Below are 15,787 nucleotides of genomic sequence, written 5' to 3' on the forward strand. Positions count from 1 at the left end.
TATGCGATTATCATCCGCGCAGATTTTTAATCAAAGCATTACCAGTGTGCTGCAAAAGCAAACGGCGACCAGCAAAATTCTTGACCAATTGAGCAGTGGTAAGAAAGTCAATACTGCTGGTGATGATCCTGTGGCGTCACAGGGTATTGATAATCTGAATCAGAAAAATGCACTCGTCGATCAGTTTATGAAAAATATTGACTATGCGAAAAATCGTCTTGCTGTGGCAGAAAGCAAACTCGGTAGTGCTGAAGATTTAACTGGCTCTATGCGTGAGCAAGTTATGCGAGCGATAAACGGCACACTCTCAGGAACTGAGCGGCAAATGATTGCCGAAGAGATGAAAGGCAGCTTAGAAGAATTGCTCTCTATTGCGAATAGTAAGGATGAATCTGGCAATTATATGTTCTCTGGTTTCAGTACCGATAAAGAACCTTTTGCTTTTGATAACTCGACACCGCCTAAAATAGTGTATAGCGGCGATTCTGGCGTCAAAAATAGTTTAGTACAAATGGGTGTTGCCATGGGGACAAACATCCCTGGCGATAGCGCGTTTATGAAAGCACCCAATGGACTTGGTGATTATAGCGTCAATTATTTGGCCAGCCAGCAGGGGGAGTTTAGCGTTAAAACAGCAAAAATTGCTGATGCTGCAACTTATGTTGCTGATACATATACATTTAACTTCACTGATAATGGTGCCGGCGGTACTAACTTGCAAGTGCTCGATTCTGCAAGTAATCCTGTCGCAAACGTAGCTAACTTCGATGCCACTAATCCCGTTAGTTTTAATGGTATAGAAGTTAAAATTGATGGAAAACCCAGCGCTGGCGATAGTTTCACCATGGAGCCGCAGGCCGAAGTCAGTATTTTCGATACGATCAGCAGTGCGATTGCATTAATTGAAGACCCTAATTCTGCCAACACTCCCCAAGGGCGAGCTCAGTTGGCACAGATATTGAATAACATCGGTAGTGGCGTCAATCAAATTAGTTCTGCCAGAAGTGTGGCGGGGAATAATCTGAAAGTTGTCGAAAGTTACAAAGAGACTCATACCGAGGAGAAAGTGGTGAACTCATCAGCGCTATCACTCTTGGAAGATCTCGATTATGCATCAGCGATTACGGAATTTGAAAAGCAACAGCTTGCATTGAACGCAGTCTCTAGCGTGTTTAGTAAGGTGGGTTCTGTTTCCCTGTTCGACTTTATTTAACAGAAAGCAAGTACCTATCCATCTGTAAGATAAATTGTTAAAAATTTAGCCAAGCTCCAAGCCTTGGCGGTATAACTAGGAAGAGGAACTCAACATGGCTATTACAGTAAATACCAACGTGACTTCAATGAAGGCACAAAAGAATTTAAATACTTCCAGTAGCGGTTTAGCGACCTCAATGGAACGTTTATCCAGTGGTCTACGCATTAACAGTGCAAAAGACGATGCCGCTGGTCTAGCCATTTCTAACCGCTTGAATAGTCAAGTGCGCGGTCTAGAAGTGGGCATGCGAAATGCTAATGATGCGATTTCAATTGCTCAAATCGCCGAAGGTGCGATGCAAGAACAAACTAACATGCTCCAACGTATGCGTGATTTAACAATCCAAGCAGAAAATGGTGCAAACAGTACAGACGATATTTCAGCACTGAAAGCTGAAATGGATCAGTTAGTTACTGAGATCGATAACATAGGCACAAGTACAGCGTTTGGTAATACAAAGCTGTTACAAGGTGGATTCTCGACAGGGAAAGTGTTCCAAGTCGGTCACCAAGAAGGTGAAGATGTCGTTGTAAAAGTGAAGAAAACAGATAAAACATCTTTATCAGTGACAGGCTTAGCGTTGGCGACTTCTGCAAACCGCGCATCATCACTCAAGGCGATTGATAAAGCCATTAAATCGATTGACACCCAACGTGCTGATTTAGGTGCGGTACAAAACCGTTTAGCACATAACATTAGTAACAGTGCGAACACACAAGCTAACGTTGCTGATGCTAAGAGTCGTATCGTGGATGTCGATTTTGCGAAGGAAACTTCAGTTATGACTAAGAACCAAGTGTTACAACAAACGGGTTCTGCAATGCTTGCACAGGCTAACCAGTTACCTCAAGTTGCATTATCTCTTCTTGGTTAATGTTACTTGCGTGATGTTATATGAAGTACTTTGCCTACTTGTTCTAGAGTTATCTAGAAAAGCAGGCAAAGTTTCATAGGGATTTGATATTTATGCTTATGATAATTAGGGTTATTTTTTTAAATCAATATATTTTAAAAAATAACCCTAAAGTTAAAAAAGATGCTGCCGTTAAATATACTGTAACCACTAAGACCCGCCTGGCTTAAGTAGACAGGCAAGTTAACAAGCCAGGTATAAAGAGGAAACGATCATGGCCATTACAGTAAACACTAACGTCACATCTTTAAAAGCGCAAAAGAACTTAAATACATCAGCTGGCGGTTTGGCCACATCAATGGAACGTTTATCCAGTGGTCTGCGTATTAACAGTGCCAAAGACGATGCTGCCGGTCTAGCAATTTCTAACCGCCTAAACAGCCAAGTGCGTGGTCTTGAAGTCGGCATGCGTAACGCAAATGATGCAATCTCTATTGCGCAAATTGCTGAAGGTGCGATGCAAGAGCAAACCAACATGTTACAACGTATGCGTGACTTGACAGTGCAAGCTGAAAACGGTGCAAACAGTACTGATGACATTGCGGCGCTAAAAGCTGAAATGGACGAGTTAGCCACTGAGATTGACAATATTGGAACAACGACGGCGTTTGGTACGACTAAATTAATGCAAGGTGGGTTCTCTGCTGGGAAAAAATTCCAAGTCGGTCACCAAGAAGGTGAAGATGTTACCGTGAAGGTGAAGAAAACGGATAAAGCATCTTTATCCATTAGTGGCTTAGTACTTGCCACCTCTGCAAACCGCGCATCATCGCTCAAGGCGATTGATAAAGCTATTAAAACGATTGATACCCAACGTGCTGATTTAGGTGCGATACAAAACCGTTTAGCGCATAACATTAGTAACAGTGCGAACACACAAGCTAACGTTGCTGATGCGAAGAGCCGAATTGTTGATGTGGATTTCGCGAAAGAAACATCACAAATGACCAAGAATCAAGTGCTACAACAAACGGGTTCTGCAATGTTGGCCCAAGCCAACCAGTTACCTCAAGTGGCCTTGTCACTGCTGTAGTTTCAAGCAGAATAGTGAGAATGTGATAAGGGAGGTTCGGTGACGGATCTCCCTTTGCCACTTTAAAGGTTAATGTAGTTTTATAGGGTAATTTTAATGTAACCATTTAAAGTTATTACTAAATTTGCTGAGGTATGGCTATGGATATCAATATAGCAAGTTCACCTTCTATGCTTCACAGTAAGGTTGATTTAGCTCAAACGCCGCTAAAAGCATCTTCTCCAGATGCTGAATTAAAGCGAAATACGGCGATTGAACAGGTTGCGGAACAAGATGTGACGAAAAATGAACAGAATCCAAGTAAGCTGGCTCAAGTTGCCACAGAGTTGTCTGATATGATGTCTATGATGCGTAAAGGTTTAGCATTTAAGGTTGATGAAAACTCTGGACAAGCTGTTGTGACTGTACTTGACAGAGATACTGGTGATGTGATCAGACAAATGCCAAGTGAAGAAGCATTAGCTTTGGCAGAAAAACTATCAGAAGTCACAGGGCTTTTGATGAAAACAGAGGCATAGATATTCGCATTACTAATAGTGATGGTTGAAGAGTAAGAGGTTTGTATGGCATTAACAGCGACAGGTATGGGTTCAGGTTTAGAAATCTCTAACATTGTTAAAGTGTTAGTCGATGCTGAAAAAACACCCAAAGAAGCGATGTTTAATAAAAAAGAAGATAGCATCAAAGCAAAGGTTTCTGCCATGGGAACCTTAAAAAGTGCGTTGTCTACGTTTCAAGATGCCTTAAAAAAACTTCAAACTGGCGATGCCCTTAATCAGCGAAAAATCTCTGTTAGTAATCAAACTTATTTGTCAGCAACAACAGACAAAACTGCACAAGCCGGTAGTTATGGTATTAAAGTTGAGCAACTTGCGGTAAATCATAAAGTTGCTGGAATAAACGTCGCAGATCCTGCATTGCCAGTCGGTGAAGGAAGTTTAGATTTTGGCATTAATGGCAAGAGTTTTTCTGTTGATATTGCAGCAACCGACTCATTATCTGATATTGCTAAGAAAGTTAATGAATCTTCGGATAATGCAGGTGTAACAGCGACTGTCATTACCAGTGATGCTGGCAGCCGGTTGGTTTTTAGTTCTAATAAATCGGGTGAAGATAATCAAATAAGTATCACAGCTAATGACACGACTGGAACTGGACTGAATGATATGTTTGGTGCAGGAAATATTACCACACTTCAAGATGCTAAAAATGCAATTATTTATATTGATAACCAGAAGGTTACTTCACAAAGTAATGAAGTTAAAAATGCAATTACAGGTGTTACGTTAAACTTAACTGATGCTGATGTTTCTAAGACGACTACGTTAAAAATCGAACAAGATGATGGTGCAGTAAAGGCAAATGTGAAAGCTTTTGTCGATGCCTACAATAGTTTAGCGACTGCAGTTGATAAAATGTCGTCCTATGATAAGGACAAGAAAACCGCTGCAGCATTACAGGGCGACTCTATGATCCGTTCTATAGAATCGCAACTCCGAAGTATATCGAGTGAACGAGTGCCAACTGATAGCGGCAGTTCGATAGCATTATATGATATTGGTATAAAAACAGATAGATATGGTAAGTTATCTGTCGATGACACTAAACTTAATAAAGTTATCTCTGAAGATATGGCCAGTGTTGAAGCATTATTCTCGACACCAGATAAAGGGCTTGCTAATCGCTTTAATGATCTTGCAGATAGCTATGTCAAGTCTCGAGGATTAATTGATTCTCGTCAAACTGGATATACTAGTCAACAAAGCCAAATCGCAGATCAAAGAGAAGCTTTCACGCTCAAGATGGATCAACTAACAGCCCGTTTAACAAAGCAATTTAATGCGATGGATCTTGTTGTTGGCCAACTTAAGCAACAGAGTAGTGGTCTTGTTGATCGTTTGAATTCGCTTCCTGGAGCTGTTAAAAAACGATAGTGAAATTATAAATGAGTAAGGGGAGTATAAGTGAAACAACTCGATGAGCTTAATGTCCTTTTGAGTGAAAATTTAAATAAACTGACTCAGCTTCCTGCTGAAGAGCCTCAATCTGACGAGTTGGTGTCGAACTTGCAAGTACTGGTTGGAGAGCGTCAAATTTTACTCAATGTATTAGTGGCTGATGCTAATATGACAGATGTTGATTATCTTCAACATCAGCTTGAACTTACTCAAGAGTACACAAGTAAAGCAAGTGTTGTTATGGCAGATAGGCAAGCATTATTACATGCAGGTAATAAGAATAAGCGCCAGATTAGTGTTTATGAGACTATAGATTTAAACAGGTAGGTGTTTATGAGAGGATCACTGCAATCGTATCGTAAGGTGTCTTTAGAGAGTGAAATTACTGTTGCGTCACCACATCGTATTATTCAGCTTATGTTCGCGGGGGCACTGCAACGTTTAGCACAAAGTCGTCTTGCGATTGAACAAAATGACTTGTCTAATAAAGGTATGTACATTGGCAAAGCTATTGGAATTATTACTGGTTTAAACAATAGCCTAGATATGGATGCTGGTGGCCAGATAGCCAGAAATTTGAGTGATTTATATGACTTTATGTTGCGTAGAATTTCTGAAGCTAACGTAAATAATGATGTGAAAGCGATTGATGATGTATGTGACATTTTACGTACTATCAAAGAGGGTTGGGATGCAATTCCTGCAGATAAACATAATATTTCTGCGCATTCTGAAGCGGGTTAATATCTTATTTCGTGATTAAAAATAGACGCACTGGTTGCGTCTTTTTTTTGGCTAAAAGTCAAAGTATTGACGTTTTAGACTAGAATCATGATGTAAATGAACTAAAATCAATTCAGTTTGGCATAAACCTCATCTGAGGCTTGCTTCTCGTCTGCTGATAATACAATATTCATCACAAGTAGTGATGGTGGCACAGATTGTTACATTGAATTTGTTAAGCTTTTACAGCAACTAATCATAAATAATTAATGCGAATTAATACATATTAGAGCTTTACGGCCTACTGAATGATGCAAACAGATCAACGAATTTTACTTATCGGCCCTCCATCAGAGCGATTAAATCGCCTGTGTTGCATTTTGGATTTTTTAGGTGAGCAATTTGTACAAATTGACACCGAAAAATTAAGTGCTAGCCTCCAAGATACCCGTTTTCGAGCTTTAGTTATCCTAACTGATGTTATGGATGCTGATGGGCTTAAAAACATCGCAGGTCAACATCCATGGCAACCTATGCTGTTGCTTGGCAATGTTGACGATCTGCAAGTGTCTAATATTCTTGGACATATTGAAGAACCTTTAACGTATCCTCAGCTCACAGAATTATTACACTTTTGCCAAGTATTCGGTCAAGTTAAACGGCCTCAAGTCCCTACTAGTGCGAATCAAACAAAGTTATTCCGAAGCTTAGTGGGACGCAGTGATGGTATTGCGAATGTGAGGCACTTGATAAATCAAGTCGCAACATCTGAGGCAACCGTGCTTGTTTTGGGTCAATCAGGTACAGGTAAAGAAGTGGTCGCCCGTAATATCCATTATTTGTCTGAGCGCCGTGACGGTCCATTTATCCCTGTTAACTGTGGTGCTATACCGCCTGAGTTATTAGAGAGTGAGCTATTTGGTCATGAAAAGGGGTCATTTACGGGGGCAATCTGTTCTCGTAAAGGCCGTTTTGAATTAGCTGAAGGTGGTACACTATTTCTCGATGAAATAGGAGACATGCCACTACAAATGCAAGTTAAATTACTCCGTGTGCTGCAAGAGCGGGTATTTGAGCGCGTTGGTGGTACTAAGACTATTAATGCTGATGTACGCGTAGTTGCTGCGACACATAGAGATTTAGAAACCATGATCAGCGTTAATGAGTTCCGTGAGGATCTTTATTACCGCCTAAACGTATTCCCAATTGAAATGCCCGCGTTGTGTGATCGCAAGGACGATGTGCCTTTGCTATTACAAGAGTTAGTTAGCCGAGTCTATAACGAAGGCCGTGGTAAGGTGCGTTTTACGCAGCGTGCGATAGAGTCGCTGAAAGAACATGCTTGGTCGGGCAACGTGCGCGAGCTGTCTAATTTAGTCGAACGCCTCACCATTTTATATCCGGGTGGATTGGTCGATGTTAACGATTTACCTGTCAAATATCGCCATATCGATGTGCCCGAATATTGTGTAGAGATGAGTGAAGAGCAACAGGAACGTGATGCTTTAGCTTCTATCTTTAGCGATGAAGAGCCGGTTGAAATCCCTGAAACGCGTTTCCCTAGTGAGCTGCCGCCTGAAGGTGTGAATCTTAAGGATTTGTTAGCAGAACTAGAAATAGACATGATACGTCAGGCACTAGAGCTACAAGATAATGTCGTAGCTCGCGCTGCTGAAATGCTTGGAATACGCCGTACAACGCTTGTAGAAAAAATGCGTAAGTACGGAATGACGAAAGATTAGTTTTCTATTTTATTGTTATATAAGTTGTTTTAACCTCTAAAGTTCAATTTCCAATTTGGCATAGATACTGCAGTCACCCCGTCATAAGCAATTTTTTGACGGAGTGACTATGTCAGCCAACCCACTAGCGCAAATTGAGTCATTCAAGCACACTAGCAAACAATGGAACCAACTGCGTGAGGCCGCGAATATGTCCAATCGAATGGAGCATATTTTACAGGCTATGCCATCCGGCGTGGTGATTATCAATGGCGACGGTATAGTCACGGATGCAAATCCGGTTGCAGTTGAATTACTTGAGCGCTCCTTGTGTGGTGTTCGCTGGATTGATGTGATCCACAGTGCCTTTGCGCCGCAGGACGATGATGGCCACGAAGTGTCGCTGCGTAATGGCCGCCGCGTTAAATTAGCGATTACGCCATTGACGCCAGAGCCTGGTCAATTAATTGTGCTAACTGATCTGACTGAAACTCGGTTATTACAGAAAAATATCTCCCATTTACAACGTTTATCTGCACTGGGCAAGATGGTAGCAACTTTGGCTCATCAGGTGCGCACGCCTTTATCAGCCGCTTTGTTATACGCTTCAAACCTTGCGAGTCCGAAGTTATCCGATGCCGCTAAAGCTAAATTCCAACAAAAACTTGTTGATAGACTCAATGAACTCGAGCGGCAGGTTAACGACATGCTATTGATGGCGAAAGGCCGTCAGGATGAACTTGGAGATCTAATCTCGTTGGCTGAGGTTATCGACAATGTTTTGGCAAATTGTGAGCCAATAGCGGCAAAGCAAGGCTGTGACTTGTTATTTGATGATGCGTCAAGCAGCTCGATGTTAGCTAATTCCAATGCATTAAGCTCGGCGATTAATAATTTAGTCATGAACAGCATAGAAGCCGGAGCAACTGAAATTCGTATCCAAGCGAAGGAAGAGGGCGAACGGTTATTATTGGACGTCATCGATAATGGTAAAGGCTTAGACGCCACTATGCAGCAGAAGGTATTTGAACCTTTCTTTACGACTAAGTCGCAGGGAACAGGGCTTGGGTTAGCCGTTGTGCAATCTGTGGTGCGCAATCATGGGGGGCAACTGCAACTCAGTTGTGTACCGAATAAAGGCTGTACTGTGTCTTTAGTATTCCCACGGGCTAAATCCGCGGTGATATTACCTTTGGAGATTACCCATGTCTGAAGCAAAGTTATTGCTCGTTGAGGATGATGCTTCATTACGTGAAGCCTTGTTGGATACCTTAATGCTGGCTCAGTATGAGTGTGTTGATGTTGCCTCCGGTGAAGACGCTATTTTAGCCTTGAAACAACATCAGTTTGATTTAGTTATTAGCGATGTGCAGATGCAAGGTATTGGTGGTTTAGGTTTATTGAACTACCTGCAGCAGCATCATCCTAAGTTGCCAGTGCTGTTGATGACGGCCTACGCGACTATTGGTAGCGCGGTGAACGCTATAAAATTAGGTGCTGTTGATTATTTAGCCAAACCTTTTGCACCAGAAGTGTTACTCAATCAAGTCTCACGCTATTTGCCATTAAAACAAAATGTGGATCAGCCCGTCGTCGCTGATGAGAAAAGTTTAGCCTTATTAGCACTGGCTCAACGGGTTGCCGCTTCTGATGCCTCTGTCATGATCTTAGGTCCTAGCGGTTCGGGTAAAGAGGTTTTGGCCCGTTATATTCATCAACACAGTAGCCGTGCTAATCAAGCCTTTGTGGCCATTAACTGTGCCGCTATTCCTGAGAACATGCTCGAAGCCACCCTTTTTGGTTATGAAAAGGGTGCATTTACGGGGGCTTATCAAGCGTGTCCGGGGAAATTTGAGCAGGCTCAAGGTGGCACTTTGCTGCTCGATGAAATCTCTGAGATGGATTTAGGCTTACAAGCTAAGTTGTTGCGGGTTTTGCAAGAGCGTGAAGTTGAGCGTTTAGGTGGCCGTAAAACCATTAAATTGGATGTGCGCGTGCTTGCCACATCCAATCGTGATTTAAAGGCAGTGGTCGCAGCTGGCGGATTTAGGGAAGATCTCTACTATCGAATTAACGTATTTCCTTTAGCTTGGCCTGCGTTAAGTCAACGTCCTGCAGATATTTTACCTCTTGCGCGTCATTTATTGGCTAAACATGCTAAGGCATTGAATGTTGCCGATGTGCCTGAGTTGGATGAGAATGCGCGTCGACGTTTATTGAGTCATCGCTGGCCAGGGAACGTACGTGAACTCGACAATGTGATCCAGCGTGCTTTGATATTAAGAGCCGGTCAATTGATCACTGCCAATGACATTATTATCGATGCGCAGGATGTGATTTTAAGCGGTGAAGATCTAGACCCATTTTCTTCTGAGCCAGATGGCTTAGGTGAAGAGCTCAAAGCTCAAGAACATGTGATTATTTTAGAGACCCTTAATCAATGCCAAGGAAGTCGTAAGTTAGTCGCCGAAAAGCTAGGAATTAGCGCACGAACCCTAAGATACAAGATGGCAAGGATGCGTGATATGGGGATCCAACTGCCAAATTAGTCTATAAATTCAAGTTATCATCTCGCAGCCTCCACATTGAGTGTGAGGCTGTATTTATTAAAATACACAACCGTAAAAGTGGCTCATTTCATTCAAAATCCTTAGATATTGACATCTTCTTATCCCGTCAATTTATTATCAATCACGACCATCTGAAAACTTGGCCGTTATTTTGCATTGTCCCGTTATCGGTATTTTGATCGTCAAGAATTCGACGACTGGGAGCTCAGCATGCAAATAGGCGCAAATTCATTCCTGCAGGAAATGCAGAAACTCCAAGGCGAAATAACGCCGTCGTTTGGCGTTCAGCCAAATATCATGCAGCAAGTGAATAACACTAGTGGTGCAGACTTCGGTCAGTTGCTATCGCAAGCCGTCGGCAATGTCAGCGGCTTACAGTCTGCATCGTCAAACCTCGCGACACGTTTAGAGATGGGTGATACTACCGTTTCTTTATCGGACACTGTGATTGCCCGTGAGAAAGCGAGTGTCGCTTTCGAGGCGACAGTGCAAGTGCGTAATAAGCTTGTCGAAGCCTACAAAGAAATAATGAGCATGCCTGTCTAGGCCAGTGAATAACCCAATTAGCAGGTACGAATCGTGAGTACAGAAATGATTGTCGGATCCAATTCCGGTTTAGCTGACCAAGGTGTCCAGCAAGAACATAAGTCAGGAATGATGGGAAATCTTGGCGGTGTCGATATGATGCGCCAAGTGACTATGATTTTAGCCTTAGCGATTTGTTTAGCCTTGGCGGTATTTGTCATGCTGTGGGCGCAGGAGCCAGAGTATCGTCCATTGGGTAAAATGGAAACTCAGGAAATGGTTCAAGTGCTAGATGTACTTGATAAAAATAAAGTTAAGTACCAAATCGACGTGGACGTTATTAAAGTTCCTGAAGATAAATATCAAGAAGTCAAAATGATGTTGAGCCGTGCAGGTATCGACAGTCCTGCAGCCAACCAAGATTTTTTGAATAAAGACAGTGGTTTTGGTGTCAGCCAACGTATGGAACAAGCTCGTCTTAAGCATAGCCAAGAAGAAAACCTCGCCCGTGCGATAGAGCAACTACAAAGTGTCAGTCGTGCCAAAGTCATTCTTGCGTTACCTAAAGAAAACGTCTTCGCCCGCAATGCCTCTAAACCGAGTGCAACAGTGGTGATCAATACCCGTCGCGGTGGCTTAGGCCAAGGTGAAGTCGATGCTATCGTCGATATTGTTGCTTCTGCAGTACAAGGTTTAGAACCATCAAGGGTGACGGTAACTGATTCTAACGGCCGTTTATTGAACTCAGGCAGCCAAGATGGCGCGTCTGCGACGGCTCGCCGTGAACTTGAATTAGTACAGCAAAAAGAAGCTGAATATCGCACTAAGATTGAATCGATTCTGGTGCCAATTCTAGGTCCTGATAATTTTACCTCTCAAGTCGACGTCAGTATGGATTTTACTGCGGTTGAGCAAACATCAAAGCGTTTTAACCCTGATTTACCGGCACTGCGTAGTGAAATGACCGTTGAAAATAACACCACTGGCGGCTCTTCTGGTGGGATCCCTGGCGCGTTATCCAATCAACCGCCAATGGAGTCTAATATTCCAGAAGATGCAACAAAAGCGACAGAATCAGCAACGGCTGCAGCAGGTAATTCGCACCGCGAAGCGACCCGTAACTTTGAATTAGATACCACCATTAGCCATACCCGCCAGCAAGTTGGTGCAGTGCGCCGTATTAGTGTATCAGTCGCGGTGGACTTTAAACCTGGTGCCGCTGGAGAAAATGGTCAAGTAGCCCGTGTTGCCCGTACCGAACAAGAACTGACCAATATCCGTCGTTTGCTTGAAGGCGCGGTTGGTTTTAGCTCACAACGGGGTGATGTGCTGGAAGTGGTAACTGTTCCCTTTATGGATCAATTGGTTGAAGATTTACCCGCACCTGAACTTTGGGAGCAACCTTGGTTTTGGCGTGCGATTAAGCTTGGGATTGGTGCGCTAGTGATTTTGGTGCTGATTCTAGCTGTGGTACGTCCTATGCTGAAACGCTTGATCTATCCTGACAGTGTGAATATGCCTGAGGATGGCAGATTAGGTAATGAATTAGCCGAAATTGAGGACCAATATGCGGCTGATACGCTAGGGATGCTCAATACTCAAGAGGCGGAATACAGTTATGCTGACGATGGCTCAATTCATATCCCTAATCTTCACAAAGATGATGATATGATTAAAGCTATCCGTGCGCTCGTGGCGAATGAGCCTGAGCTCTCTACTCAAGTCGTGAAAAACTGGTTACAAGACAATGGCTGAGAATAAAACGAAAGAAGTGGCTCCTGCGGCCGCACCAGCCTTTAATATCAAAGATATTAGTGGCGTTGAAAAGACCGCTATTTTACTCCTCAGTTTGAGTGAGGCTGATGCTGCATCCATTTTAAAACACTTAGAGCCGAAGCAAGTGCAAAAAGTGGGTATGGCCATGGCGGCAATGGATGAGTTTGGTCAGGAAAAAGTTATCGGGGTACATAAGCTGTTTCTTGATGATATTCAAAAGTATTCTTCAATTGGTTTCAACAGTGAAGAGTTCGTCCGTAAAGCCTTAACCGCTGCGCTGGGTGAAGATAAAGCGGGTAATCTGATTGAACAGATTATCATGGGCAGTGGTGCTAAAGGTTTGGACTCGTTGAAGTGGATGGATGCACGCCAAGTGGCGACCATTATTCAAAACGAACATCCACAGATCCAAACCATTGTGCTGTCTTATTTAGAACCCGATCAAGCGGCGGAAATTTTTGGTCAATTCCCTGAGAATACCCGCTTAGACTTGATGATGCGTATTGCCAATCTTGAAGAAGTGCAGCCCGCTGCATTGCAAGAGCTGAATGACATCATGGAGAAACAGTTTGCCGGTCAAGGTGGCGCCCAGGCTGCGAAAATGGGTGGCTTAAAAGCGGCCGCCAACATAATGAACTACTTAGACACGGGTATCGAAAGCCAGTTGATGGAAACCATGCGCGAGTCTGATGAAGAAATGGCGCAGCAAATCCAAGATTTGATGTTTGTATTTGAAAACTTAATCGATGTCGATGACCGCGGTATTCAAGCCCTGTTGCGTGAAGTGCAGCAAGATGTACTGATGAAGGCGCTCAAAGGCACAGATGATCAGCTGAAAGAAAAAATATTGGGTAACATGTCAAAACGTGCCGCTGAATTATTGCGTGATGATCTTGAAGCTATGGGCCCAATCCGTATCAGTGAAGTGGAAGTCGCCCAAAAAGAAATCCTGTCTATTGCTCGTCGCTTAAGTGACAGCGGCGAAATCATGTTAGGCGGCGGTGGTGGCGATGAGTTCCTCTAATCCGAGCGACAATAAATTGTTGAATAAGGTCTTGAGCGAAGGAGATGTCGAATTTAGTCACTGGGCGCTGCCAGATGTGACTGAAGCCGATGATGATTCTATCTCAAATCTGTTCGGCCATTCGAATCATCAAGCCGCTAAGTCGACTACAGTGGAAAGTGTTTCTCCACCGACTATGGCTGAGATTGAAGACATTCGCGCCCAAGCCGAAGAAGAAGGCTTTAGCGAGGGTAAGCAGCAAGGGTATGAGCAAGGGCTAGAAAAAGGGCGTTTAGAAGGGTTAGAGCAGGGCCATACTGAAGGGCTCGCCCAAGGGCATGAGCAAGGATTAGAAACCGGTTTAGCCCAAGCAAAAATATTGCTCTCGCGTTTTGAAACCTTATTAGCTCAATTTGAAAAACCATTGCAATTGCTCGATGGCGATATTGAACTTTCGCTACTGAACCTGAGTATGACATTAGCGAAATCTGTCATTGGCCACGAATTAAAAACTCATCCAGAACAAGTGCTTTCGGCATTGCGCTTAGGTATAGAATCACTGCCGATAAAAGAACAAACAGTCACAATCCGCTTGCATCCTGACGATGTTATTTTAGTCGAACAACTTTATTCCAGCGCTCAATTGACCCGCAGTAAGTGGGAACTTGAAGTTGACCCTTCCTTAAGCCCAGGTGACTGTATTCTCAGTAGTCATCGTTCTTTAGTCGATTTGACCCTCGCATCGCGTATTGATGCTGTGTTTGAGTCTTTACGGAACCAACATGCTCACTTAAGTGACAAGCAGCGTCAATTGCAAGAGGCGATAGAGGTTGAAGATACCGCTAAACACGTTGCTGCTTCTGAGGCTGTGGGATCAGAGCTTGATGATCAGGTTGTCGATACGGTTTCTCAACATGCTGAGGATATACAATCTGCCTCAAACACAGGTGAGCAATTAGAGGCAAAATCAGATGCAAAATCGCCAACATCAACTGCTGAATAGACTTAATCATCATCAGGGTAAGGTGCCGCCATTTCGCGCTGTGGCCAGTGGTCAACTGGTGCGTGTTGTCGGCTTAACCTTAGAAGCAAGCGGTTGCCGTGCGCCTGTGGGCAGTTTATGTTCGATCGAAACCATGGCGGGCGAGTTAATCGCCGAGGTGGTCGGGTTTGATGGCGAACTATTATATTTAATGCCCATTGAAGAATTACGTGGTGTATTGCCCGGTGCGCGGGTTGTGCCTTTGGGGGAACAAACTGGACTCAATGTTGGTTTATCCCTGCTAGGACGCGTACTCGATGGTAACGGTGTGCCTTTAGATGGTTTAGGCGCGTTGCAGACCGATCAACAAGCACCAAGACATAGCGCCGCCATTAATCCCTTATCCCGCCGTGCTATTACTGAACCGCTGGACGTTGGCGTTCGCGCTATCAACGCTATGCTGACCGTGGGCAAAGGCCAACGTATGGGCTTGTTTGCGGGCTCAGGTGTAGGTAAGAGTGTGCTCTTAGGTATGATGACTCGCGGTACTACCGCCGACATTATTGTGGTTGGGCTAGTGGGTGAGCGTGGCCGGGAAGTGAAAGAGTTTATTGAGGAAATTCTTGGTGAGAAGGGTCGAGCGCGTTCAGTCGTTGTTGCTGCGCCTGCGGATACATCGCCTCTGATGCGCCTTCGCGCCTGTGAAACCTCGACTCGTATTGCCGAATACTTTCGCGATTTAGGCTATAACGTTTTATTGCTTATGGACAGTTTAACACGCTACGCCCAAGCGCAGCGTGAAATTGCTTTGGCTGTGGGTGAACCGCCTGCGACTAAAGGTTATCCGCCTTCTGTGTTTGCAAAATTGCCACGTTTAGTTGAGCGCGCCGGAAACGGTGGCCCCGGGCAAGGTTCAATTACGGCATTTTATACTGTGTTGACGGAAGGGGACGATCAACAGGATCCCATTGCCGATGCTTCGCGGGCGATCCTCGATGGTCACATTGTCTTGTCACGTTCGCTTGCGGATTCGGGGCACTATCCTGCGATTGATATTGAAGCTTCTATTAGCCGAGTCGCGCCTATGGTGATCTCCAATGAACATTTGGAGGCGATGCGCCGCGTGAAACAAACCTATTCTTTGTATCAGCAAAATCGAGATTTGATTTCTATTGGGGCCTATGCCCAAGGAAGCGATCCTCGCATTGATAATGCGATACGACTGCAGCCAGCAATGAATGCTTTTTTGCGACAAACCATGCGTGATGCATTTAGCTTTGCCGATAGCCAAGTCATGCTTGGGCAACTTGCTGCACAGTGCAAATAAT

Annotated in this window: 15 protein-coding genes; all 15 read left to right on the top strand. The window is 43.9% G+C overall.

What is annotated here, in order from left to right; genetic code table 11:
• Position 1 precedes the first annotated feature (1 nt).
• The gene (flgL, locus tag ACHA99_RS05190) at positions 2-1,213 is read left to right on the top strand and encodes a flagellar hook-associated protein FlgL (RefSeq protein WP_393941492.1); all 1,212 of its coding nucleotides are present in this window, start codon (positions 2-4) and stop codon (positions 1,211-1,213) included.
• A gap of 94 nt (positions 1,214-1,307) precedes the next feature.
• Complete coding sequence (locus ACHA99_RS05195) at positions 1,308-2,129, top strand: flagellin (RefSeq protein WP_393941494.1); 822 nt, start codon at positions 1,308-1,310, stop codon at positions 2,127-2,129.
• A 253-nt stretch (positions 2,130-2,382) separates the two neighbouring features.
• Positions 2,383-3,201, top strand: coding sequence for a flagellin (locus tag ACHA99_RS05200; protein WP_393941496.1), 819 nt, complete (start codon positions 2,383-2,385; stop codon positions 3,199-3,201).
• A gap of 140 nt (positions 3,202-3,341) precedes the next feature.
• Positions 3,342-3,719: a flagellar protein FlaG gene (locus ACHA99_RS05205; protein WP_393941498.1), complete on the top strand. Its 378-nt coding sequence runs from the start codon at positions 3,342-3,344 to the stop codon at positions 3,717-3,719.
• A 45-nt stretch (positions 3,720-3,764) separates the two neighbouring features.
• Complete coding sequence (fliD, locus tag ACHA99_RS05210) at positions 3,765-5,135, top strand: flagellar filament capping protein FliD (RefSeq protein WP_393941500.1); 1,371 nt, start codon at positions 3,765-3,767, stop codon at positions 5,133-5,135.
• Between the two features lie 30 nt (positions 5,136-5,165).
• Positions 5,166-5,486, top strand: coding sequence for a hypothetical protein (locus ACHA99_RS05215; protein ID WP_028761196.1), 321 nt, complete (start codon positions 5,166-5,168; stop codon positions 5,484-5,486).
• 6 nt (positions 5,487-5,492) lie between these two features.
• A complete protein-coding gene (gene fliS, locus ACHA99_RS05220) occupies positions 5,493-5,903 on the top strand; it encodes a flagellar export chaperone FliS (protein WP_028761195.1) in 411 nt (136 codons plus the stop codon).
• Positions 5,904-6,190: 287 nt separating this feature from the next.
• Complete coding sequence (locus ACHA99_RS05225; RefSeq protein WP_105251936.1) at positions 6,191-7,624, top strand: sigma-54 dependent transcriptional regulator; 1,434 nt, start codon at positions 6,191-6,193, stop codon at positions 7,622-7,624.
• Between the two features lie 109 nt (positions 7,625-7,733).
• Positions 7,734-8,816: a PAS domain-containing sensor histidine kinase gene (locus tag ACHA99_RS05230; RefSeq protein WP_113939465.1), complete on the top strand. Its 1,083-nt coding sequence runs from the start codon at positions 7,734-7,736 to the stop codon at positions 8,814-8,816.
• On the top strand, positions 8,809-10,152 hold the full coding sequence (locus tag ACHA99_RS05235; protein ID WP_028761192.1) for a sigma-54 dependent transcriptional regulator: 1,344 nt from the start codon (positions 8,809-8,811) through the stop codon (positions 10,150-10,152). Before ACHA99_RS05230 ends, ACHA99_RS05235 begins: the two co-directional genes overlap by 8 nt.
• 231 nt (positions 10,153-10,383) lie before the next feature.
• Positions 10,384-10,719, top strand: a complete 336-nt coding sequence (fliE, locus tag ACHA99_RS05240; RefSeq protein WP_028761191.1) for a flagellar hook-basal body complex protein FliE — start codon at positions 10,384-10,386, stop codon at positions 10,717-10,719.
• Positions 10,720-10,764: 45 nt separating this feature from the next.
• Positions 10,765-12,453 (top strand): flagellar basal-body MS-ring/collar protein FliF, encoded by a 1,689-nt coding sequence (gene fliF, locus ACHA99_RS05245; protein WP_168824616.1) that lies wholly within the window; start codon positions 10,765-10,767, stop codon positions 12,451-12,453.
• Positions 12,446-13,498, top strand: a complete 1,053-nt coding sequence (gene fliG, locus ACHA99_RS05250; RefSeq protein ID WP_028761189.1) for a flagellar motor switch protein FliG — start codon at positions 12,446-12,448, stop codon at positions 13,496-13,498. Before fliF ends, fliG begins: the two co-directional genes overlap by 8 nt.
• On the top strand, positions 13,485-14,480 hold the full coding sequence (gene fliH, locus ACHA99_RS05255) for a flagellar assembly protein FliH (protein ID WP_263139365.1): 996 nt from the start codon (positions 13,485-13,487) through the stop codon (positions 14,478-14,480). The genes fliG and fliH overlap by 14 nt, the downstream gene beginning before the upstream one ends.
• The gene (gene fliI / locus ACHA99_RS05260) at positions 14,449-15,786 is read left to right on the top strand and encodes a flagellar protein export ATPase FliI (protein ID WP_028761187.1); all 1,338 of its coding nucleotides are present in this window, start codon (positions 14,449-14,451) and stop codon (positions 15,784-15,786) included. The genes fliH and fliI overlap by 32 nt, the downstream gene beginning before the upstream one ends.
• Position 15,787: the final 1 nt, after the last annotated feature.

Source organism: Shewanella sp. S23-S33, from assembly GCF_043359565.1.
In the GTDB taxonomy this organism is placed as follows: Bacteria; Pseudomonadota; Gammaproteobacteria; order Enterobacterales; family Shewanellaceae; genus Shewanella; species Shewanella oncorhynchi.

Excerpts from the sequence above, each read along its gene's own strand:
- flgL (WP_393941492.1), top strand. The coding sequence starts at position 2 with ATGCGATTATCATCCGCGCAGATTTTTAATCAAAGCATTACCAGTGTG.
- ACHA99_RS05195 (WP_393941494.1), top strand. The coding sequence starts at position 1,308 with ATGGCTATTACAGTAAATACCAACGTGACTTCAATGAAGGCACAAAAG.
- ACHA99_RS05200 (WP_393941496.1), top strand. The coding sequence starts at position 2,383 with ATGGCCATTACAGTAAACACTAACGTCACATCTTTAAAAGCGCAAAAG.
- ACHA99_RS05205 (WP_393941498.1), top strand. The coding sequence starts at position 3,342 with ATGGATATCAATATAGCAAGTTCACCTTCTATGCTTCACAGTAAGGTT.
- fliD (WP_393941500.1), top strand. The coding sequence starts at position 3,765 with ATGGCATTAACAGCGACAGGTATGGGTTCAGGTTTAGAAATCTCTAAC.
- fliS (WP_028761195.1), top strand. The coding sequence starts at position 5,493 with ATGAGAGGATCACTGCAATCGTATCGTAAGGTGTCTTTAGAGAGTGAA.
- ACHA99_RS05225 (WP_105251936.1), top strand. The coding sequence starts at position 6,191 with ATGATGCAAACAGATCAACGAATTTTACTTATCGGCCCTCCATCAGAG.
- ACHA99_RS05230 (WP_113939465.1), top strand. The coding sequence starts at position 7,734 with ATGTCAGCCAACCCACTAGCGCAAATTGAGTCATTCAAGCACACTAGC.
- ACHA99_RS05235 (WP_028761192.1), top strand. The coding sequence starts at position 8,809 with ATGTCTGAAGCAAAGTTATTGCTCGTTGAGGATGATGCTTCATTACGT.
- fliE (WP_028761191.1), top strand. The coding sequence starts at position 10,384 with ATGCAAATAGGCGCAAATTCATTCCTGCAGGAAATGCAGAAACTCCAA.
- fliF (WP_168824616.1), top strand. The coding sequence starts at position 10,765 with ATGATTGTCGGATCCAATTCCGGTTTAGCTGACCAAGGTGTCCAGCAA.
- fliG (WP_028761189.1), top strand. The coding sequence starts at position 12,446 with ATGGCTGAGAATAAAACGAAAGAAGTGGCTCCTGCGGCCGCACCAGCC.
- fliH (WP_263139365.1), top strand. The coding sequence starts at position 13,485 with ATGAGTTCCTCTAATCCGAGCGACAATAAATTGTTGAATAAGGTCTTG.
- fliI (WP_028761187.1), top strand. The coding sequence starts at position 14,449 with ATGCAAAATCGCCAACATCAACTGCTGAATAGACTTAATCATCATCAG.